Here is a 19,910-nt window from a genome sequence, read left to right on the forward strand (position 1 = left end):
CGGGCGCGGGCGCGGCTCCGTACGCCCCCGGGTGGGCCCCGGGCGGGGCCGGGGGCGGCGGAGTCATCGGAAAGCCGCAGAAGTCGCACCAGTCCTCGGCCTGCGACTCATGGCCCCTCGGGCAGATCGGCATCAGGTCCCCCTCAGTTCGTGCCGGCTTGGGGCGGCGGTCGCGCCGGGCCGCGGCCCGGTCACGTCTTCAGCGGTAACGGTCACTTCTTCACACGGACGGTCTTCGTCGACCGGGTCTCGAGCGTCATCGAGTCGGCCTCGCTCACGTTCTTACGGAACCGAACCGTACCCTCCTTCGCGTCCACGACGTCCACCACCTTCTGGAGCAGCTTGTAGGTGCCCTCGTTGCCGGTCGCGTGGGCGATCCGGACGGCGGCGCCGAGCTTGGCGGTCGCGGTGTCGACGTCGCCGGCGCGGTGCGCCTCCAGGCCCTCCTGGATGGAGGAGGCGAGCTCGGCCTGCCCGGTGTAGTGGGCGACCTGCGGGCTGATCCGGGTGGAGGAGGCGAGGTCGTCCGTCCAGACGGCCTTGACGAGACCCTGCGAGAGCACCTCGGGGGTGCCGCCGGCGGCCTGCGGGGGCAGCACCAGGCTGACCCGGGCGGCGAGCATCTCGTTGCCGATGGAGGCGGCCGGGACCTCGACGCACACGTGGTAGTCGCGGCTCTCGTCGCCCCAGGAGCCGGTCGGGTAGTCGCCGGCCCGCGGTCCGGCCTCGGCGCGGCGGGCGGTGAGGTCCTCGACGCTCGGGGCGACCTGCTTGACGAACTTGACCGAGGCGTTGGCCGGGGTCCAGATCCGCAGCGCGACGTCGGCGACCTGCTTGCCCATCGCGCCGGCCATCATCGAGCGGAAGTCGTCGGCGAGGCCCGCGGGTTCGGCGACGATGTCGACGGTGCCGAGCAGCGCGGAGGAGATCTTGCGCAGCTCGTCGATCCGCCAGTCGGTGCCCACGCCGCGGCAGTCGGCGGTGAAGTGGCCGGTGACGCGCTCGATGTTGCGGGCGAGGTCCTGCGCCGACTCGTGCTCGTTGTTGCCGTCGGTGAGCAGGATGGCGTGCCGGATGGCGATGTCGCGGCGGGTCAGGAAGAGCTTGTCGGCCTTGGCGAGCCAGGTGCCCATGGCGGTTCCGCCGGCCGCGGTGAGGCGGCGCAGCGCCTCCTTGGCCTGCTCGCGGGTGCCGGCGGAGGCGATCGCGAGGGTGCCGTCGCCCGGGTAGATGTCGCGGGCCTCGTGGGTGCCGGCGACGACGGCGAAGGCGGTGCCGTCGCGCAGGGTGTCGATGGCGGCGGCGGTGGCCTCGCGGGCGCCGTTGATCTTGCTCTTCGGGTAGTCCATCGAGCCGGAGCAGTCGACCAGGAGCACCACGGCGGCGGCGTTGCCGGCGCCCTGCGTCCCGGCGTCGGCGATGCCGAGCGGGCGGCCGCCGGTGGTGCCGCCGCCGGTCGCGGTGACGGTGACGATGGCGTTGACCTCGCGGGCGCCGTCGGCGAGGAACTCGTTCTGGAAGATGTCCACGTCGAACCTGGGCAGGTTCGGCTTAGCCAGTGTTGCCATGGGCCGGTGGCTCCCGTCGGGATGAAGGGTCGATGCGGGTCGGTCGGTGGGCCCGCCCGGCGCTCGGGCCGGGCGGGGCGGGGTGGGGCGGGCCGTCGGGCCGCGGGGCCGTCAGGCCGTCGGCGGGTGCGGCGGCTGCGGCGGGACGGTCGGCAGCGCGGGCGCGCCCGGCGGGCCGGTGGGCGGCGCGGGCGGCGCCGGAGGCACGGGCGGTGCGGCCGGTGCCGGCGGCACCCGGGGCGGCAGCGGGGCCGCGGGGGAGCCGATCACCGGGAGGTCCGGCAGGGTCGGCTCGTAGTCGGGGTCGTCCTCCGGGTCCGGGCGCGCGCCGGCCGGGGTGATCACCGGCAGGTCGAGGGCGGTCGGGGTCTGCTCGGCGTTCTCGGTGTCCTGGGCGCCGAGACGGGCGGGCGGGTCGATCGGCAGCACGGCGACGGTGATGTTGTCGTGGCCGCCGGCGGCGACCGCGAACTTCACCAGGGCCTGCGCCGCCGCGAGCGGTTCGGTCCTGGCGTCCGGCCGGACGTAGTAGGCGAGGTCGGTGGCGGCCTCGGCGTAGTTCCACAGGCCGTCGGTGCAGATCAGCAGCACGCCCGGGACGTGCGGGGTGAAGTCGAGCGTGTGCGGCACGACCTCCTCGGCGTCGGCGCCGAGCCAGCCGGTGATCGCGTGGGCGCGCGGGTCGGCGTAGGCCTCGGCCTCGCCCATGAGCCCGGCCTCGACCATCCGGGCCGCCCAGGAGTCGTCCTGGGTGAGCCGGAAGGGCTCGGCGGCGGCCCGGTCGTCCGGGATCCAGTAGGCGCGGGTGTCGCCGACCCAGCCGATGGTGACCCGGCCGGCGGCCGCGATGGCGCTGACGTAGGTGCAGGCGGGCGCGTTGAGGTCGGGCCGGGCGGGTCCGGCGCCGGCGCCGGCGAGGTCGGCGACGGCCTTGGCGGCGTCGGCGATGGCCCGGCGCATGGCGGTGTCCGGCTCGGTGCCGGCCTCCAGGGCGCTCAGCAGCGACTCGGAGGCGGCGTCGACGGCGGTCTCGGAGGCCTCGTCCGGGCGGTCGGAGGAGGAGACGCCGTCGCACACGACGGCGACGACGACGGGCTCGCCGCCGGGCAGCGAGGTCGCGGCGACGGTGAAGGAGTCCTCGTTGCGGTGGTGGCGCACGCCGCGGTCGCTGACCCCGGCGACGCCCGCGAGGGACTTCTCCATGTGGTCGCGCGGGCGCGGCTGGGCGCCGCCGCAGGCCTCGCAGTAGCCGTCGGCGCCGACCTGCGGCAGCCCGCAGTGGACGCAGACCGGCCCGTGCTGCTGCGCGGGGACGGACTCGGCGTGGGGGGAGGCCCAGCCCGCGGGCATCGCGCCCGGGGCGGGCCGGCTGTCCCGGCCGGTCCCGCAGGCGCCGCAGAAGGCGTCCTCCGGGTCCAGCGGTTCGGAACAGCTCGGGCACACGGTCTGCTGCGGCATCGGCTACACCCACGTCCTGGGGCGGGCGCGGTTGGCCCGCTCCACCATCTCGATCCTGGTCTCGGCCCGGTCGGCCAACCGGGCGAGTACCCGGTAGGACTGTTCCAGGGCGAAGCGCAGTTCCCGCTCGTCGGCGGGGCGTCCCAGCACGGTCGGCCGCCCGTCCTGGCCGGCCCCGGCGGCGCCGGCGGTGACCCAGCCGAGGGCGGCCCTGAGCACCTCGACGGACAGCTCCTCGCGGCGCCGGTCGTCCAGCTTCAGGGCCGTCAGCTGGTCGGAGCCGGCCGCGAGGTCGGCGCCGATCGGCTCGGTGGCGGTGCGCTCGCGCAGCCGGGCCCGGACGGCGGCGATGCGGGCCGCGGTGTACTGGCTGGAGGTGGCCGGGACGGACTCCAGGACTCGGACGGCGTCGGGGCGCTCCCCCTCGCCGAGGTGGACCCGGGCGAGGCCGAAGGCGGCGCTGAGGTAGGACTGGTCGGTGGTCCAGACGAGCCGGTAGAACTCGGCCGCGTCTCCGCCGTCGCCGAGCAGTTCGGCGCAGATGGCGAGGGCCAGCTTGGGGGCGCTCTCGCCGGGGAAGGCGTCGTAGACGGCGTCGAAGGCCTCGGCGGCGGCCCGCAGCGAGGCCTCGCCGGGCGCACCGGCTTCGGCGGGCGCACCGGCTTCGGCGGCGGCACCGGCTTCGGCGGCGGCGCCGACGAGGGCGGCGAGGCCGCGGTACCAGACGACCCGCCAGTCGTCGGAGTGGTCCTGCTCCAGCACCGCGAGCGCGGCCAGGGCCTCGTCGTGGCGCCCGAGTTCGAGCAGGGCGCGCAGTTCGCGCAGCCGGCGCTCGGCGGAGTCGGCGGGCGCGCCGGCCAGGGCGGCGAGCGCCTCCTGGGGGTCGGTGGCGAGCAGGGTCGCGAGGAAGCCCGCGTTGGGGTCGCCGGGGTCGACCCGGGGGACGGGTAGCGCGAGGGCGGCGGCGGCCGGGTCGAGGGCGGCCACCCTGAGCTGTCCGGCCTGCTCGGTGGGCAGCACCAACTCGGTGTCGACAACGCGCAGTTCGGGCCCGAACAGGGTGGAGAGCGCGGGCCGGGCCCGGCCGTCCTGGAGGGCGAGGACCTCCCGCAGGACGCCGGTGAGCTGGTCGGCCATCTCCTCGGCGGAGGCGAAGCGGCGGGCCGGATCCGGGTCGGTGGCGCGGACCAGGAAGCGGTAGTACGACTCGTACCTGGCGAAGACCTCGACGTCCTCGGGGCCGGGCAGCGAGTCGCGGTAGGTGGTGCTGTAGCCCTGGAAGTCGAAGGTGAGCACCGCGAGGGTGCGGGCCACGGTGTAGAGGTCGGAGGCGGGGGAGGGGCCGAGGCTCGCGATCTCGGGGGCCTGGTAGCCGACGGTGCCGTAGATCGGGCCGTCGTGGTCGAGGCGGCAGACCGCGCCCATGTCGATGATCTTGAGCGCGTCGCCGCTTTGGATCACGTTGTCGATCTTGAAGTCGCAGTAGATCAGGCCCCGCCCGTGCAGGTACCCGAGCGCCGGCAGCGCCTCCAGCGCGTACGCGATCGCCACCTCGACCGGCAGCGGCTCGCGCCGGCCGTCCGGGGTGCGGCGGTCGTTGGCGATGTCCTTGAGCGACTTGCCGCCGACGTACTCCATGACGATGTAGCCGTCCGTGGAGCCGGACGAAAGGTCCAGGTGCTCGGCGAAGTTGATGATCCGGACGATGTTCGGGTGGTCCACCTCGGCCAGGAAGCGCCGCTCGGCGACGGCCGCGGCCAGCGCGTCCTCGTCGCCGGTGTTCAGCAGGCCCTTGAGGACGACCCACTTGTCGTTGACCCGGCGGTCCACCGCGAGGTAGATCCAGCCGAGGCCGCCGTGCGCGAGGCAGCCCACGACCTCGTACTGCCCGCCGACGAGGTCCCCGCGGCGCAGCTTGGGCGTGAACGAGTACGGCGTGCCGCACTTGGTGCAGAAGCCGTCCGGGCGGCCCGGGCGGCCGTCCTTCTGCCGGCCCACCGGCGCCTCGCACTTGGCGCAGAAGCGCTTGCGCTCGGGCACCTCGGGGTTGTCCAGCACCGCGAGGGACGGGTCGGCGGTCTCCACGGTCGGGACGGTCACCAGGCCGGCGCCGAGCCGGTTGCGGGTGCCCGCGCTGACGCTGCCGCGGGTGCTGCGCACCGAGACCGAGCGGCTGCTGCCGGTGCGGGTCGAGCGGTGCGAGCGGGAGCGGCCGGACATCGAGCGGGAGGAGCCGGTGCGGGCCGACATCGAGCGGACCGAGTGGCCGGTGTCCGGGGCGACCCGGGCCGAGGGCACGTACGGCTGGGTGATGCCGGTGCCGTCGCCGGGTGCGGTGAGGCCGCACTCGTCGCAGTAGCCGTCCGCGTCGATCGTGCCAGAGCAGTCGCGCGGGCAGGGCGAGCCGGGGCCCGCCGCCGTCCCGGGAGGTGCGGTGGCAGTGGTGGTGCCGCCCACCGGGGCCAGCCCGCACTCGTCGCAGTAGCCGTCGGCGTCGATCGTCCCGTTGCCGGTGCAATCCGGCCGTGTGCACGCCTCGCCCATCAACCTCAGCCCCCCTGGACCTGTCCGTCGACCGGCGTCTGGCCGGCCTCCTCGGGTGCGGACTCGGCGTGCGCCGGCCGCAGCGACTGCTGGAAGCGGGCCACCGCGGCGGCCGCCGCCCGCAGGTCGCAGGGCGCGCTCCACAGCAGCCAGCGCGCCTTCTCGTACCGCTCGATCACTTCCGGGTCCTCGGCCACCCGCAGCCGCGCGGCCATCGCCTTGTAGGCGTCCAGCCGGCCGCGCAGTTCCGCCCGCACGGCGAGCGGCTGGGTGACCTCGGTCAGCGACTGGCGGGCGCGGGCCAGCTCCTTCGCGGCCGCGTCCTCCAGCGCGTCCAGCAGCGGCGCCAGCCGGCCCCACTGCCCGGCCTGGCGCAACTCCAGTGCCACGACGATCCGTTCGCGCAGCGCCGAGGCCGGGCCCGGCACGGCGGGGACGTCGCTGGCGGCTATCTTCGCCAGCACCTCGCCGCGCGCCCGGCGGGCCTCGCCGAGCGTCGCGTCGGCCCGCTGGAGCAGGTCGCCGACGCCCTGGAGGCGCTCCTCGGCGTCGTCGCGCAGCCGCAGCAGGTTCTCCAGCTCCAGCCGGACGCCGTCCAGCGCCCGCCCGGCCCGGTCGAAGCGCTCGGTGTCCACCACCCCGGACGGGGAGGCGAACGCGCTGCCCTCCGGCACGGTGCCGCGCTGGGCGGGCACCCGGGCCGGGCGCCACAGCGCGAGCGGGTCGCCGCGCACCTCGGTGCGCAGGTCCGTCAGGTCGGCGGCCAGCCCGGCCAGGTCGTCGCCCAGCGGGTGGGTGGCGGCGTGGACGCCGAGCGAGGCGGCGAGCGTCTGCACCCGGTGCAGCTCGGCGAGCAGCAGGTCGATCCGGGCCGGCAGCGCGGACCACACCGCGTCGGCGGCGCTGACCACCTCCAGGACGGTGGCGTACCAGGAGTTCATCCTGGCCATCAGCGCGTCCAGGCTGACCCGCTCGACCAGCTTGGCGGGCGCGCCGAGCAGCTGCGGCCCGTCGGGCAGCGCGCCGCCCGGGACGGTCACCGCGTCGCCGGTCAACAGCTCGCTCAGCTCGGCGAGTTCGGCCGCGCCGGGCTTGGCCTTGCGGGCCCGTACGGCGCGCGCCGAGGCGAGCGCCTCCGCGTACCGGTCGAACAGCGCCCACAGCAGCGGCAGGCCCTTCCCGGCGACGGCCCAGCGCTCCTGCGTCCGCCCGGACAGCTCGGCGCCGTCCAGCAGCCGCAGGCCCGGGTGGTCCTGCAGGGCCAGCAGTGCCGACTCGACCGCGTCGCGCTCCGCGCCGAGGCGCGCGAGCGCGCGGTCCACCTCCTCCCGGTTCAGTACCGGGCCAGCAGATGCCACCGCCGTCCATCCTTCCTTCACCGATCCGTCCCTGACGGGTGTCGGATCTCCCCGTGCACGACGGGTCTCCCCGTGGTGATCGTCCCGAACCCTAGCCGGTGCTCCTTCGGCCGGAGCGGGCGCGGGGCGTCAAGACGGCGTCAACGGCCCGCGGGCGCGGATGGTGCCTTGCTGGTCCGTCAGCGGGACCTTCACCGAGCCGTCGTCCCCGGCCAGTAGTGCTCGGCGTCGTTGAGCATGTACGGCTTGAGCCACCGCTCGTACGAGCTGCGCCAGGCGCCGCTCGCGTAGTAGTCGGCGAGCACCTGGTTGACCCGCGCGGTGAGATCGGGGCTGGTCTTGAGCATCGCGACGCCGATGACCTCGGGCTGCGCCTCGCCGTCCACGATCCGCACGGTCTGGTCCTGAGCGGCCTGGCCGGCCGCGAGGCCGTCGTCGGTCATCGTGGCGTCGACCTTGCCGAGCTGCATGAGGACCAGGCAGTCCAGCTGGTTCTCGACCGGGACGACCTGCTTGGCGACCTTCTTGACCTCCTTCAGCACCGTCGCGGCCGTGGAGCCGTTGGCGGCGCACACGGTCTTGCCGGTGATCGCGTCGTCGAGGTTCTTCGCCGGGGACGACCGGGGCACCAGGACCCGCTGGGTGATGTTGAAGTACGGCTTGGAGAAGGCCACGTCCTCCATCCGCTTGCAGTTGATCGTCATGGTGCGGACGATCAGGTCGACCCGGCCCTTCTTGATGGCGTCGATCCGGTCGGCCGTCGCCACCGGCTTGAGCACGACCTTGTTCGGGTCGCCCATGATGGCGGCGCCGATCGCGCGGGCGAGGTCGATGTCGAAGCCCTCGATCTGGCCGGTGTTCGGGTTGCGGGCGCCCCAGCGGAAGCTGTTCTGGTCCACGCCGATCACCAGGCTGCGCCGGGCCTTGACGGCCTGCACCGCCGGGCCGTCCTCGGTGCTCGGCGGGACGCTCTTGTAGATGTCGCAGGGCTCGGCCTGCGGTGCCTGCGGTGCCTGCGGCTGCTGCGGTGCCTGCGCGGCCAGTGGTGCGGCGCCGGACGGGCCTCCCCCGCCGAGCACGGCGGCGCAGGCCGCCAGCAGCGCCAGCGCCGTCACCGTGCGGGTCCGTGCGGTCCCCTTGCGCATGTCTCCGTTCCCCCCTCTACCGGTACTCGGCCAGTCGGCGGCCGAGGCCGCGCAGCGCCGCCGCGGCGGCCAGCAGGCCGAGGACGGCGACCGCGGCGGCGGTGGTGCGCAGGTCGCCGTCGGTGCCGTCGGCGGCCTGGTGGAACTGCCCCTGCTCGGCGTCGGCGGCCTTGGCGAGCTGCTGGTCGGTCGCGTTGAACGCGGCGTCGGCGGTGCCCGGCGCCTTGGCCTGGTCGGCGGTCACCGTCGCGTCCAGGGCGCCCTGGTAGTCGGCGTTGTCCGTCTCCAGCTTCTTCGCCGCGTCGTGCCGGCGGGACCACTCGTCGTACTGCTTCGCCGCGTCGCCGATGGTGCCCTTCGCGGACGCCGGCGCGAGCCGGAACGCCTCGGGCAGCGAGCCGGAGCGGGACTCCTCGGGGGTGTCCTGGGGCGCGTTCTGGGACAGGTGCGTCGTCGTCGCGGACCACAGCTCCGCGTACTTGGTCGTCGAGCCGCGGGCGACGTAGTGCAGGTTCTCCGCCAGGCGGGCCGTCAGCACGTCCACCCGCGCGGTGTTGAGGGCGCGCAGCGGGGTCGCGCCGTCCCGGTCGCTGTCGTCCAGCGCGGCGCTCGTCGTGGCGCCGGTGACGGCCAGCCAGAGCGCGCCCGCGAGGACGGCGGCGCCGGCGCCCATCAGGCCGACGTTGAACACCCGGTTGGTGCGGCGGAACAGCATCACCTGCACCCAGACCAGCGCGCCGAGGGTGACCACCCCGAGCGCGTACCCGGCCCAGGGCGCGGACTTCGCCTCGTCGTAGTCGTCGGCGAGCTCCTTGTTCTCGAACGCCGTCAGCTCGGCGGCGGCCGGCAGCAGCACGGTGCGCATCTGCTCCGAGGCGTAGCGCAGGTAGGCGCCGCCGAGCGGGAAGCCCAGCCGGTTGTCCGCCCGCGCGCTCTCCACCAGGCCCGCGTAGACGGGGAGTTGCTGGTTGAGCCGGGCCAGCGAGCCCTGCGCGGGGGAGGAGGCGGTCGTCCGGGCGGCGGCCTCGGCGACCAGCCGGGCGGCCGTCGAGAGGTCCTGCTCGTAGCGGTCCCGGACGGCCTTCGGCTCGGTGCCCGCGAGCAGGAAGCCGGTGGCCGCGGTGGTGTCCGCGTCCGCGAGCGAACGGTGGATGTCCGCGGCGGCCTGGCTGAGCGGCTGGCTGTAGGACACCACCCGCTCGGCGGCCTGCGCCCGGCTCTCCAGCTGCCACGCGCTCAGCCCGCCGAACGCCACCGTGAGCACCGCCAGCACCGCCCCGGCCAGCCGCAGCCGCCCCGGCGCGGTCCGCGCGGCGCGCGCCAGCCGCGCCTTCACGCCCGACGGCGACAGCGCGGACGGCCGCCGCCCCGCCGCCGCCCCGCCGGGCCGCGGTGCGGGGGCGCCCGGCCGGCCCGGTGCCGCCGGCGGACGGTTCGGCCGTGCCGGAACCACGGCGCCCGCCGCGCCGCTACCTCTTGGTGTCGCCACCCGCCTCATCCTCCCCTGGGGCCCGGCCCGTTCTGCGGGGCCCGGCCGATGCCAGCAGTATGGCCGTGACTCCCCCCGGCCACACCCGAGTTGCGCCGATCTTGAGCTTCGCCGTGCACAGGTGGGGCCCGCCGCCTCCGCGAATTCTTCATGCGATTCCCGCGTGGCGCCACGTGCGATCGTGCGGACGTGCGCGGATGCGGACGTGCGCGTGTACGGACGTTCGTGTGTACGGACGTGCCTTTGTACGGACGTGCCTGTGCGTGGACGTTCGGGCGCTCGTGCGTTCGTATGGAGGCGGGCGGCGCTCGCTGCGACGCGGATCGGGGCCCGCGCGGTTCCCGGGGCGCGCGCCGTGTGGGTCGTGGGCCGTGTGGTCGTGGGCCGTGCGCCCCGGTCGTCCCGGTCCGCGCCCTGTGCCGTTCGCGGGCAGCGCTCCGCCTGCCCGTTCGGCTGCCGCCGCCGGGGCTCCCGTGCCCGTGCTCCGTACGATGGGGCCATGCGCCTAGTTGGAACGATCGCCCCCGACCGCCCGCTGCTCGTCGTCGCCGTCCGCGAGGAGGCCGCCCACCTGGACGACCGGCTGCCCGTGCTGCTCACCGGAATAGGGAAGGTCAACGCCGCCGCCGCGCTCGCCACCGTCCTCGCCCGCGGCGAGCTGCCCTCCGAGGTGATCAACCTCGGCACGGCCGGCGCGCTGCGCCCCGGCTGGGAGGGCACCCACCACGTGACCCAGGTGATCCAGCACGACCTCGACTCGCCCGCCCTGCTGGCCCTCACCGGCCGCACCTACGGCGCCCCGCTCGTGGTCGGCAAGGGCGAGGGCCCGATCCTCGCCACCGGCGACCTCTTCGTCTCCGACCCGGCCGCCCGCGACCGCCTCGCCGAGCACGCCGACCTCGTCGACATGGAGGGCTACGCCGTCGCCACCGTCGCCCACCGGGCCGGCCTGCCGGTGCGCCTGGTCAAGCACGTGAGCGACGAGGCCGGCGACGGCGCCGCCCACTCCTGGCGCGAGTCGGTCGACGACTGCGCCCGCCACCTCGCCAAGTGGGTCGGCGCACAGGGCTGGTGACGGGCTTTCGGGCTTCCGGGCGCGGACCCGGCGTGACTAGGGTGGCGCGGTGACCGAGAACGCCGCGCCCTCCCCGCGCCCCGACGTCCGCCCGCCCGGTGTCAACGCCGACGAGCCGACCACCCTGCTCACCTTCCTCGACTACCTGCGCGAGTCGGTGATCGCCAAGCTCGCCGGCCTCGCGGACGAGGACGCCCGCCGCCCCGGGGTCGCCTCCGGGACGAGCCTGCTCTGGCTGGTCCGGCACCTCGCCGTGGTCGAGCACAACTGGTTCGCGTGGGCGTACCGGGGCGAGGGCGAGAAGCCGCTGGAGACCGACGAACTCCCGCTCGACGGCGCCACGGTGGCGGACGAGATCGCCGCCTACCGCGAGGCGGTCGCCCGGTCGAACGCCGTCGCCGCGCAGGTCGGCGCCGACCTCGACCGGCCGGGCGTGCGCTCGCTGCGGCCGGACGGCGAGGCGCCGTCGCTGCGCTGGGTGCTCGTCCACATGATCGAGGAAACCGGCAGGCACGCCGGGCACGCGGACATCATCCGCGAACAGCTGGACGGCGCGGTCGGGCGCTGAGGTCGGGCGGGCGTTGAGGCCGGGCGGGCTCCCGTTGTGGGAGCCCGCCCACTGCTTTCAGGCGAACAGCGAAAGGTCCAGCGCGGCCAGCCGCTCCGGGTCGTTCAGCACGTCGATCGCGACGATCGCGCCCCCCACGACCGTGAACGCCATGACGGACATCGGCTTGCCGCCCAGCCCGATGACGACCGCACCCGCCGTGCCGTTGACGAGCGCCGGCTGCGCGTACGGCGCCAGCTTGCCCCACAGCACCGCCTGCCCGGCCACCGTCGACGCCCCCGCGAGCACCACCGACGGCCGGGCCCGCGCCGCGCCGCCGTCCGAGCGCAGCACGACGTCCGGGTCGAGCACGGCCACCAGCGCCCCGAGGTCGCCCTCGCGCGCCGCCGCGAAGAACGCGTCCACCGCCGCCCGCTGCCCGCTCAGGTCCTTGTCCGGCGCGGGCGCCTGCCCCTGCACCTTGCGGCGGGCCCGGCTGGCCAGCTGGCGGGTGGCGGCGGCGGTCTTCTCGATCAGCGGCGCGATCTCCTCGAACGGCACCGCGAACATGTCGTGCAGCACGAACGCGACCCGCTCGGCGGGTGCCAGCGACTCCATCACCACCATCAGCGCCAGGCCGACGGAGTCCGCGAGCATCACCTCCTGCTCCGGGTCCACCACGCCCGGCCGCCCGAGGATCGGGTCCGGGATGCGCGGCGCGCCCGCCGAGCCGTCCTCGCCCGTCTCCAGCGGCTCCTCCCGCCGCTGCGCGCGCGAGCGCAGCAGGTTCAGGCAGACGCGGGAGACCACCGTGGTCAGCCAGGCCCCGAGGTTCGTGACCTCACCGGTCTCGGTGCGGTCGTAGCGCAGCCACGTCTCCTGGACGGCGTCCTCGGCCTCCGCGATCGAGCCGAGCATCCGGTACGCGACGGCACGCAGGTGGGACCGGTGCTCCTCGAACTGGTCGGCAGGTGCGGTTCTCTGATTCACCGTGTCTTTTCCTCGTCCCCGTCGGCGGCGCTGGTTGAAGCTGAAACTGAAGCTGAAGCAACAGGCAACCTAACCGTTCCCGCCCGGAGATCAAGCTCCGGGTCCGGCGGCGGCCTTCAGCACGGCCTCCGTCGTGACCACCTTCGCGAACCGCATCGCGTGCAGCACGGTGGCGGTGGCGCGGGCGAGTTCGGCGGCGGGGACGGTCACGCCGTCCGGGCCGGTCATGTCGAAGGCGTGCATCGCGTCGGCGGGGAAGACGGCGTCGTAGCCGAGGTTGCCGGCCATGCGGGCGGTGGTCTCGTTGCAGACGTTCGTGATGATCCCGGTGATCACCACCTGCCGCGCGCCGCGCGCCTGGAGCCAGGCGTGCAGGTCGGGGGTGCCGTAGAAGGCGGAGTTGACGGTCTTCGTGATGTGGAGGTCGGGCGTGACCGCGGCGACGAAGTCCTTGAGCTCGTAGCCGGGCGTCCCCTCCACCAGCGGCCCCACCCGGGAGGCGTGCTGGACGGTGACGATCGGCCGGTCGGTCGCCTGCCAGGCGGCGATCAGCTCGGCGATCCGCTGCTCGGCCTGCGGGTTGTCGCGCGGGCCCCAGAAGCCGTGGTCCTCGAAGCCCTTCTGGACGTCGATCACGATCAGGACGGCGTCGGGGTCGAGGGCGAGCGGGGCGTCGAAGGCGTCGGTGTTCGTCATGCGTCCATCGTGGCGGCGCCGGCGGGACGGGCGTGAGTGGCGCCGGTGCCACCCATCGATAGATTCCTGCCATGCGATCGGTGGGGTGTCTGGTCTTCGACGGGGTGCGGGCCTTCGACTACGCGGTGATCGGCGAGGTGTGGGTGAACCGGGCGAGCCGCCCCGGGCTGCCGGCCTTCGACCTGCGCGTGTGCGGGCCCGAGGGGGCGCGCGTGCGGCTCGGCGGCGGGCTCGAACGGGTGCCGGACTTCGGCCTGGACGCGTTGGCGGACTGCGACCTCGTCCTCGTGCCGGGCGTCGAGGACCCGTCGGCCGTCCGGGCGCCCGCCGTCCTCGCCGCCCTGCGGCACGCGCACGCCTGCGGGGTGCCGATCGCCTCGCTCTGCGCGGGCGCGTTCGTCCTCGCGGAGGCGGGCCTGCTGGACGGCCGGGAGGCCACCACCCACTGGGCGCTCGCCCCCGAACTCGCCCGCCGCTTCCCGGCGGTGGAGGTGCACCCCGAGGTGCTGTTCACCGGCGGCGACGGCCTGTGGACGTCCGCCGGCGTCGCCGCCGGCATCGACCTGTGCCTGCACCTGGTCCGCGCCGCCCACGGCCAGCGGGCGGCCGCGACGATCGCCCGCGCCATGGTCACCGCGCCGTTCCGGGCGGGCGGGCAGGCCCAGTTCATCCCGTCCCCGGTGCCGGAGCGTGCCTCCGATCCGCTCGCCGCCGCCCGCGCCGAGATCCTCGCCTCCCTCGACACCCCGTGGACGGTCCGGGACATGGCCGCCGCCGCCCTGATGTCCGAACGCACCTTCGCCCGCCGCTTCACCGAGACCACCGGCACCAGCCCGCTGCGCTGGCTCCTCGAACAGCGCGTCCTGGCCGCCCAGCGCCTGCTGGAGGAGACGGACCTCCCCGTCGACACCGTCGCCACCCGCTGCGGCTTCGCCTCGGCGGTATCGCTGCGCCCCGCCTTCACGACCCGCGTCGGCGTACCCCCACGCGAATACCGCCGGGCCTTCCGCGGCCGGGAGGAGGCCTAGGAGGAGGGGGAACCGGTTGGCCTCGTCCCGGGCGGTGGCCGGGAGGCCGTCGAGGTTGCCGATCCTGGCGGCGTCGAGGGCGAGGTATGTCTCCCGCTGGCCCTGGGTGAGGCCGTTCCACCACGCTGCGTTCTTCGCGGGGTCCTTGCCGTCGGGGATGTACGGGTCGACCAGGCCGAGGTCCCTCATGGCGCCCGCGGCCGCGGTGCGGGCCTCGGCCAGGGAGCCGTTCGCGCGGGAAGGGTCCAGGGTGTTGGCACTGAGGCGGACGAGGGCGTTGTGGCCCTGGTCGCCGGCGGTCTGGGCGGCCTTCAGTGCGGCGTCGACGCGGTCCTGGTAGTCCTTCCGCAGCGTGGCGAGTTGGCGGCGTGCCTCTTGTGCGTCCGGGTCGTTGTGGTCGCCCCGGTCTTCGGGCGGGACGGCGGCGACGCCGTCGGCGGAGACGGTCAGACCGGCTTCCGTCGCGCGGTGGACGGCGTTGGTGAGGTTCGTCTGTGCCTGGTAGATGCGGTCGGCGACGGTGTTCAGGATCAGGGCGGCGGTCTCCGACTCCATCCGCACGATGTCCAGTTGCTGTTCGGTCTTCACCATGAACGGTTTCGCCGCGTCCGCGTCCGCGCCGGTCCAGCCTTGCATCAGAGGCCGTTGACCTGGTTGCGGTGGCGCTGGCCGGTTGTCTCCATGGTGTGGCCCAGGGCTTTCCAGGCCTTCGCGGCGTCGTGCAGGCCGTGCGGATCGAACCGCATCAGAAGGTCGTAGGCGCTGCTCACTTGGCGTCCTTCTTCGCTGACCAGCCGTCGGCGGTGGCTTGTTCGTTGCGCGTGTGGGCGTCGGCGTTCGCGTTAAGACTTGTGGCGGTGTCCGCGAGCCGCTGCTTCAGGGTTCCCAGGGGTGCGGCCCAGCCGGTGCCCAACTGGCCGAGTCCGTTGGCTATGGACCATCCGGCGAGCCGGCCGGAGACGGTGGAGCTGGTCTCCACCGCGTTCCGGATCGGAGAATCGAGCTCCTCGCTCAGGGTTCCCGCGAGACCTGCGGACGCTCGTAGGTCGGTCGGTGCCACGGTCATGTTGTTGTCGGCCAAGGTCTTTCCCTACCCCAGGAAAGTCGGACATGTGTGCGGTTGCTCGCTGAAGGCTACTTGCGGTGTCCCTGTGGCCGCCGGGTGCCGTGGCCTTCCGGCCTCGGGATCGTTTAGGGGCGGCTGTTCGTCCAGAGAGAGTTGGGGTAGCGGAGCAGGAAGTCGGGCCCGCCGACTTCCTGCTCCGTGCGGATCTGAGTACCCGTACTCATGTGCCGGGCCGTTCGTGTCAGGAGAGTTGGGGCGGACGGGACCAGTCGGGGAGGCAGTGTGTTCGGGTGGCGTCGGATGGGCGGGTTGGCGCTCGTGGCTGTGTTGGTGGGGGTGGTGGCAGGGTGTTCTCACGATCCGGGGGACGACGAGTTGCGGGGGAAGGCCACGTCCCAGCAGGCGGAGGAGCGGCGGGCGGCGGCCGAGGCGGGGATCCGGGCGAAGATCGCACGCCTGGGCGGGGTCGCGGGGCTGGAGCCGGTGTTCACCCGGTTCGGTGACGACTGCTTCGCGCAGCGCCGCGACTGGCTCGACGACCGCAGCCCCGCTCGTCCGGTGCTGTCCTGCAACATGGCCGCCACTGCCTACTTCGGCGTCCGGGGCGGTGACGTCGCCGCCGTTCTGCCGGGGATCCGCAATGCCGGGCTCACGGCCTGGGGGCCGCAGGACGCGGACGGGCAGGAGGACGCCTATGCGGCCGGCACGATCCGCTACGCCATCAAGTACCTCCATGACCAAGGTCGTTTCACGGACGGCCGGCTGATGGCGAGCCCGGCGCTGAAGGCGCCGGGGCTCGGGATCGACTGGGACCGGCAGGGCCTGCCGCTGGTGAACGTGGTCGAGGAGCCCAAGCCCTGCGATGCGCAGTACGCCACGGAGATCTACCACCGGTGTGAGAGCGACCCGAAGGGGAGCGTCGCGGAGGCGCGGGCCCGGTACGGCACCGTGCTCACGCTCTCGGTGGACGCCACGGGGTACTTCACCGTGGCGCGGAAGGGCTGAGCCGGAACCCCTGTCTCGGCCGAGGCGATCTGGACGAACGTGTCAGACAAATGTATTGCACGATCGTCTGACCTCTGGGTATCGTCTCGTCATCGGCTGTTCCACAGGGGGAATCACCATGAACGACGCCATCCGCTCCGAGCTCGTCATCGACGGCCGCCGGCTCTCCTACCTCGACTTCGGCGGCACCGGCCGCCCGCTGCTCGCCCTGCACGGCCACCTCTCCGAGGGCGCCGTCTTCGCGCCGCTCGCCGCCGCGCTCGGGCCGCAGTGGCGGGTCATCGCGCCCGACCAGCGCGGGCAGGGCGACTCCGACCGCGCCGAGGACTACGCGCGGGAGGGGTACCTCGCCGACGTCGAGGCGCTGCTCGACCACCTCGGGCTGGAGAGCGTCGTGCTGCTCGGACACTCGCTCGGCGCCGTCAACGCCTACCAGTTCGCGGCCCGGCACCCCGAGCGGGTCGAGGCCCTGGTGAACGTCGAGGGCCCCGCCGCGCTCGGGCTGGACGGGAGCCACCCGCTGGCCTTCCTGCTCGACCTGCCGTACGACGCCTCCAGTCGGGACGCGCTCGTCGCCGCCCTCGGCCCCGCCGCGCCGTACTTCGAGGACCGGCTGCGGGAGGGCGCCGACGGCAGTTGGCGGCTCCCGTTCCACCCGCTGGACATGTACGCCTCCGAGGCGGACGTCCACGGCAACCACTGGGCGGACTGGACGGCCACCACCTGCCCAGCGCTCCTGGTGCGCGGCACGCGGCCCGGCGCGGGCGCCATCCCGGACGACCTGGCCGCCGAGATGGTCGCTCGCCGCCCGGGTACGGCCTTGGCGGAGCTGGACGCGGACCACCTGCTCATCACCACCGCCGCGGACGAATTCCACGGTGTGGTGCGGGAGTTCCTCGCCACGGTGTGACCGGTGCCGGGTGGGGCGGCGGCCCTCAGCTCCGCCGCCCCGTTGGCCTTTCGGCACCCGGCTCGGGGTTCGTTGAGCCAAACCCCACCTTGGGGTGAAGTCAGCGGCGGGGGGTGAAACGGTTCAGCACGAGGTCGGTGGCAGTGGCCCAGTGCTCGTCGGCGGCGGTGACGATGACGGAGCCGCCGTCGACGAGGAGCGGGATCCGGGTGCTGCTGCATCCGTGCGCCTGGTGGACGTGGACGGGGAAGCTCACACCCTCGAACTCGATGTCCTGGCCCGTGTAGCCGGTGGTGACGTCGAAGTCCGGGGGGACGGGCCCGATCCGGTGGGAGTCGGCGATGAACTTCCACAGCTCGGACTCGGGCGTGCTCCCCGGGCCCACGCGTTCGTGCCCGGGGAGGGGGCGTGCGGTCTGGATGGTCACGGTGCGGCCGGAGTTGTAGTAGTTGAGGTCGAGGCACCAGAGGAAGCCGTCGAATTCCTGCGAGGTGTGCACGGGTATCCACTCGGTCGGCCGATTGCGAAGGGTGGCGAACGGGACGTCCCATTCGTCGGCGAGGAAGCGGAACACTGAATCCCCCAACGGTTCCTTGGTGACTGCTCGTTGGGGATCAGTACATCACCGGGGCACCACCTCCGCGTGGGCGCGGCAGCGGGCGAGGGCGGGCTTGATGCGGGGGTCGGGTGGGGTGTGGGAGGCGAGGAGCTCGCCGGCGGTGACGAGGGCCGGCCAGTAGTGGGCGGGGTCGCCGGTGCCGGGGCGGGGGTGGGTGGCGGCGAGGGAGGGGTAGGCGGCGGTGAGGTTGCCGGTGGTGAACCAGCGGGCGAGGCCGTGCCGGTGGCCGGCGCGGATGGACGCACCGAGGGCGTCGATGGCGATGAGGAACTGGTCGACGACGGCGAGGTCGCGGGCGTCCAGGGGGACGGGGACGTCGAAGACGCCGAGGGCTTCGAGGAGTTCGCCGGTGTCGGCCTCGGAGTCGGGGCGGGGGTCGGCGAGGAGGGCGCTGTGGCACTCGTCGATGCGGCGGGTCGTCTCGTCGGCGGGGATGCCGAGGGCAAGGCAGACGGCCCGGGCGGCGGTGGCGGGCTCGCGGGTGCGGCGGGCGAGGGTCGCGTAGGCGTCGGCGGGGGTGGCGCCGGTGTCGAAGAGGCGCCGGGCGAGGGTGGAGAGCTGCATCGGGGGCCTTCAGACGGCGAGGAGGACGCGAGTAGGCGTGGGGGTGGGGGCGATGAGGGCCCACACGAACTTGCCGATCCCGCCCGCGCGGGGGCAACAACCCCAGCGCTCGGCGAGTTCGTCGACGAGGTGCAGGCCGCGTCCGTGCTCGCTGGTGGGGGTGGTGGAGAGGAGGGAGGGGCGGCCGGTGCCGGCGTCGTGGACTTCGAGTCGGAGGCGGTCGTGGATGAGGGCGAAGCGGATTTCGATCAGACGGTCGGCGGGCGCGTCGGAGTGCTGGACGGCGTTGGAGAACAGCTCGGAGAGGAGCAGTTCGGCGATGTCGGAGTAGCGGTCGCCGGAGGGGAGGGCGGAGAGGTACGCGCGGAGCAGGTGGCGCGCGATGGGCGTGGAGAAGGGCCGGGAGTCGAGGCGAGCGGCGAACGTGCGGGGCCGGCGGGCGGTTTTGAGCATGGCGGGGGCACCTCGGGGCGGACGGGGGAGTGAGGGAGGAGCGCGCGATCACGCTGTGCATGCGAATGATTGCGTTCTGGTCTCAATGGTCCCGGTGCCGGAGTTACGGTGGCGACCAAAACCGTGTGTTTGGCGAGCACCGCACATCTGGGGGCTGTGATGACACCACCGAAGGCCAAGCGGCCGACCGCGAGTTCGGCGGTCCTGTTCGGCGAGGAGCTCCGGCACGCGCGCAAGGCGGCGGGCTTCACGCAGGAGGAGCTGGGCAAGCTCCTGCACTGCGACCGGACGGTCATCACGCGGACCGAGGGCGGCAGGCGGAAGCCGCCGGTCGAGGAAGTCGAGGAGTACGGTCGGCTGTTGAACACCGGTGACCTGCTGATGCGGCTGTACAGCCGGGTCGACTGGGAGGCGTCGATCGAGCACCCGGACTGGTTCCAGGAGTACGTGGACCAGGAGGCCGTCTCCATCGGGCTGCGGGCGTACCAAGACGGCGTGATGTATGGCTTGTTGCAGTGCTGGCAGTACGCGCGAGCGCTCTTCGAGACTGGCGATGCAGCTGGCAAGCCGGAGGAAATCGAGGAACTGACCAGGGCCCGACTCAGTCGGCAGAGCCGCTTTCTTGAGCCGGATGGACCGCTGCTGCTCGTCATCCTCGATGAGAGCACCATCCGCACGGTCGTGGGCGGGCCGACTGTGATGAGATGCCAGCTGGAACACCTTCTGCGGGTGGCCCAACTTTCGAACGTCGTCATTCACGTGGCGCCGTTCTCGCACCGGCGAACCTTCATCAAGACGCCTATGGCGTTGCTGGAGCTGCCGGATGGGGAGCGGATGATCTACTCGGAGAGCCTCGAACTGGGGCACCTGAGCGCTGATTCAGCCAATGTGGTCAAGTACCAGCGCTACTATGATCAGCTTCGGTCTGAGTGCCTGTCAGAGAGCGACTCGCTTCGGCTGATTGCCGAGGCGCTGGAGGGTTTCAGAGATGATGAGCAACGAGCTCGCCGCAGCCGCCTGGCGGAAGAGCAGCTACAGCGGCAACGACGGCGGCAGCTGCATCGAGATGGCCCCCGGATTCCTTCCCGGCGTCGTCCCAGTGCGTGACTCCAAGGACCCGCACGGCCCGGCCCTCGTCTTCTCCGCCCCCGCCTGGGAGTCCTTCGTCTCCGCCGTCCGCGCCGGCGCCTTCCCCGCCTAGCCAAAACGTGGTCGGAAGCACCCCTCCACGTGGTCTATGCTTAACCCATCACCCAGATGCGCGGGTGGCGGAATAGGCAGACGCGCTGGATTCAGGTTCCAGTGCCCGAAAGGGCGTGGGGGTTCAACTCCCCCCTCGCGCACACAGGTCAACCGACCCAATGTGGCCGGTCAAACCGACAGAATGTCGGTTTG

General features: G+C 73.6%; 20 protein-coding genes and 1 tRNA gene. 8 read left to right on the forward strand and 13 right to left on the reverse strand.

All coding sequences use genetic code 11. The annotated features are described in order from the left end of the window. Positions 1-212: 212 nt before the first annotated feature. The 6 genes from AB0O00_RS12060 to AB0O00_RS12085 all read right to left on the reverse strand — a co-directional run bounded on the left by AB0O00_RS12060 (position 213) and on the right by AB0O00_RS12085 (position 9,409). Positions 213-1,568: a VWA domain-containing protein gene (locus tag AB0O00_RS12060; RefSeq protein ID WP_363650766.1), complete on the reverse strand. Its 1,356-nt coding sequence runs from the start codon at positions 1,566-1,568 to the stop codon at positions 213-215. A 111-nt stretch (positions 1,569-1,679) separates the two neighbouring features. After that, a complete protein-coding gene (locus AB0O00_RS12065; protein ID WP_363650768.1) occupies positions 1,680-3,026 on the reverse strand; it encodes a PP2C family serine/threonine-protein phosphatase in 1,347 nt (448 codons plus the stop codon). 3 nt (positions 3,027-3,029) lie between these two features. Further along, the gene (locus AB0O00_RS12070) at positions 3,030-5,570 is read right to left on the reverse strand and encodes a tetratricopeptide repeat protein (RefSeq protein WP_363650770.1); all 2,541 of its coding nucleotides are present in this window, start codon (positions 5,568-5,570) and stop codon (positions 3,030-3,032) included. Between the two features lie 5 nt (positions 5,571-5,575). Then, entirely contained in the window at positions 5,576-6,928 is a 1,353-nt protein-coding gene (locus AB0O00_RS12075; RefSeq protein ID WP_363650771.1) for a hypothetical protein, read from the reverse strand. Positions 6,929-7,119: 191 nt separating this feature from the next. Next, complete coding sequence (locus AB0O00_RS12080; RefSeq protein ID WP_363650773.1) at positions 7,120-8,073, reverse strand: glutamate ABC transporter substrate-binding protein; 954 nt, start codon at positions 8,071-8,073, stop codon at positions 7,120-7,122. A gap of 16 nt (positions 8,074-8,089) precedes the next feature. Continuing rightward, a complete protein-coding gene (locus tag AB0O00_RS12085; protein WP_363650775.1) occupies positions 8,090-9,409 on the reverse strand; it encodes a hypothetical protein in 1,320 nt (439 codons plus the stop codon). A 652-nt stretch (positions 9,410-10,061) separates the two neighbouring features. Between AB0O00_RS12085 and AB0O00_RS12090 the strand changes: the two genes are divergently transcribed. Beyond that, the gene (locus tag AB0O00_RS12090) at positions 10,062-10,637 is read left to right on the forward strand and encodes a nucleosidase (protein ID WP_363650776.1); all 576 of its coding nucleotides are present in this window, start codon (positions 10,062-10,064) and stop codon (positions 10,635-10,637) included. Positions 10,638-10,686: 49 nt separating this feature from the next. Next, positions 10,687-11,205 carry a DinB family protein gene (locus tag AB0O00_RS12095; protein WP_363650778.1) on the forward strand — a complete coding sequence of 173 codons (519 nt, stop codon included), beginning with the start codon at positions 10,687-10,689 and terminating at the stop codon, positions 11,203-11,205. A 57-nt stretch (positions 11,206-11,262) separates the two neighbouring features. On the opposite strand, the gene AB0O00_RS12100 is transcribed toward AB0O00_RS12095, so the two are convergent. Together AB0O00_RS12100 and AB0O00_RS12105 are read right to left on the reverse strand one after the other, a co-directional pair. Then, the gene (locus AB0O00_RS12100; protein ID WP_363650781.1) at positions 11,263-12,174 is read right to left on the reverse strand and encodes a sigma-70 family RNA polymerase sigma factor; all 912 of its coding nucleotides are present in this window, start codon (positions 12,172-12,174) and stop codon (positions 11,263-11,265) included. A 90-nt stretch (positions 12,175-12,264) separates the two neighbouring features. Beyond that, positions 12,265-12,870, reverse strand: coding sequence for a cysteine hydrolase family protein (locus AB0O00_RS12105; protein WP_363650783.1), 606 nt, complete (start codon positions 12,868-12,870; stop codon positions 12,265-12,267). Between the two features lie 71 nt (positions 12,871-12,941). Here AB0O00_RS12105 and AB0O00_RS12110 point away from each other — a divergent pair, with 71 nt between their 5' ends. Further along, the gene (locus AB0O00_RS12110) at positions 12,942-13,898 is read left to right on the forward strand and encodes a helix-turn-helix domain-containing protein (RefSeq protein WP_363650784.1); all 957 of its coding nucleotides are present in this window, start codon (positions 12,942-12,944) and stop codon (positions 13,896-13,898) included. Positions 13,899-14,533: 635 nt separating this feature from the next. Here AB0O00_RS12110 and AB0O00_RS12115 read toward each other — a convergent pair. After that, the gene (locus AB0O00_RS12115) at positions 14,534-14,668 is read right to left on the reverse strand and encodes a hypothetical protein (RefSeq protein WP_363650786.1); all 135 of its coding nucleotides are present in this window, start codon (positions 14,666-14,668) and stop codon (positions 14,534-14,536) included. Next, a complete protein-coding gene (locus tag AB0O00_RS12120) occupies positions 14,665-14,979 on the reverse strand; it encodes a hypothetical protein (protein ID WP_363650788.1) in 315 nt (104 codons plus the stop codon). Before AB0O00_RS12120 ends, AB0O00_RS12115 begins: the two co-directional genes overlap by 4 nt. A gap of 360 nt (positions 14,980-15,339) precedes the next feature. Here AB0O00_RS12120 and AB0O00_RS12125 point away from each other — a divergent pair, with 360 nt between their 5' ends. Together AB0O00_RS12125 and AB0O00_RS12130 are read left to right on the forward strand one after the other, a co-directional pair. Then, complete coding sequence (locus AB0O00_RS12125) at positions 15,340-15,969, forward strand: hypothetical protein (protein WP_363650790.1); 630 nt, start codon at positions 15,340-15,342, stop codon at positions 15,967-15,969. 118 nt (positions 15,970-16,087) lie between these two features. Then, positions 16,088-16,879, forward strand: a complete 792-nt coding sequence (locus AB0O00_RS12130; RefSeq protein ID WP_363650792.1) for an alpha/beta hydrolase — start codon at positions 16,088-16,090, stop codon at positions 16,877-16,879. 100 nt (positions 16,880-16,979) lie between these two features. Here AB0O00_RS12130 and AB0O00_RS12135 read toward each other — a convergent pair whose 3' ends face one another. Genes AB0O00_RS12135 through AB0O00_RS12145 form a run of 3 tightly spaced genes read right to left on the reverse strand, consistent with a single transcriptional unit; the run spans position 16,980 to position 18,515 of the window. After that, on the reverse strand, positions 16,980-17,465 hold the full coding sequence (locus AB0O00_RS12135; protein ID WP_363650794.1) for a hypothetical protein: 486 nt from the start codon (positions 17,463-17,465) through the stop codon (positions 16,980-16,982). A gap of 36 nt (positions 17,466-17,501) precedes the next feature. Next, a complete protein-coding gene (locus AB0O00_RS12140; RefSeq protein ID WP_363650796.1) occupies positions 17,502-18,062 on the reverse strand; it encodes a hypothetical protein in 561 nt (186 codons plus the stop codon). A 9-nt stretch (positions 18,063-18,071) separates the two neighbouring features. After that, positions 18,072-18,515 carry an ATP-binding protein gene (locus AB0O00_RS12145; protein ID WP_363650798.1) on the reverse strand — a complete coding sequence of 148 codons (444 nt, stop codon included), beginning with the start codon at positions 18,513-18,515 and terminating at the stop codon, positions 18,072-18,074. A gap of 108 nt (positions 18,516-18,623) precedes the next feature. Here AB0O00_RS12145 and AB0O00_RS12150 point away from each other — a divergent pair, with 108 nt between their 5' ends. From AB0O00_RS12150 to AB0O00_RS12160, 3 genes are all read left to right on the forward strand, one after another. After that, a complete protein-coding gene (locus AB0O00_RS12150; protein ID WP_363650800.1) occupies positions 18,624-19,622 on the forward strand; it encodes a helix-turn-helix transcriptional regulator in 999 nt (332 codons plus the stop codon). Further along, on the forward strand, positions 19,582-19,716 hold the full coding sequence (locus AB0O00_RS12155; protein ID WP_363650802.1) for a DUF397 domain-containing protein: 135 nt from the start codon (positions 19,582-19,584) through the stop codon (positions 19,714-19,716). The genes AB0O00_RS12150 and AB0O00_RS12155 overlap by 41 nt, the downstream gene beginning before the upstream one ends. A 58-nt stretch (positions 19,717-19,774) precedes the next feature. Then, positions 19,775-19,858, forward strand: a tRNA-Leu gene (locus AB0O00_RS12160). Positions 19,859-19,910: the final 52 nt, after the last annotated feature.

The sequence above is a fragment of the Kitasatospora sp. NPDC093558 genome (genome assembly GCF_040683475.1).
GTDB lineage: Bacteria > Actinomycetota > Actinomycetes > Streptomycetales > Streptomycetaceae > Kitasatospora.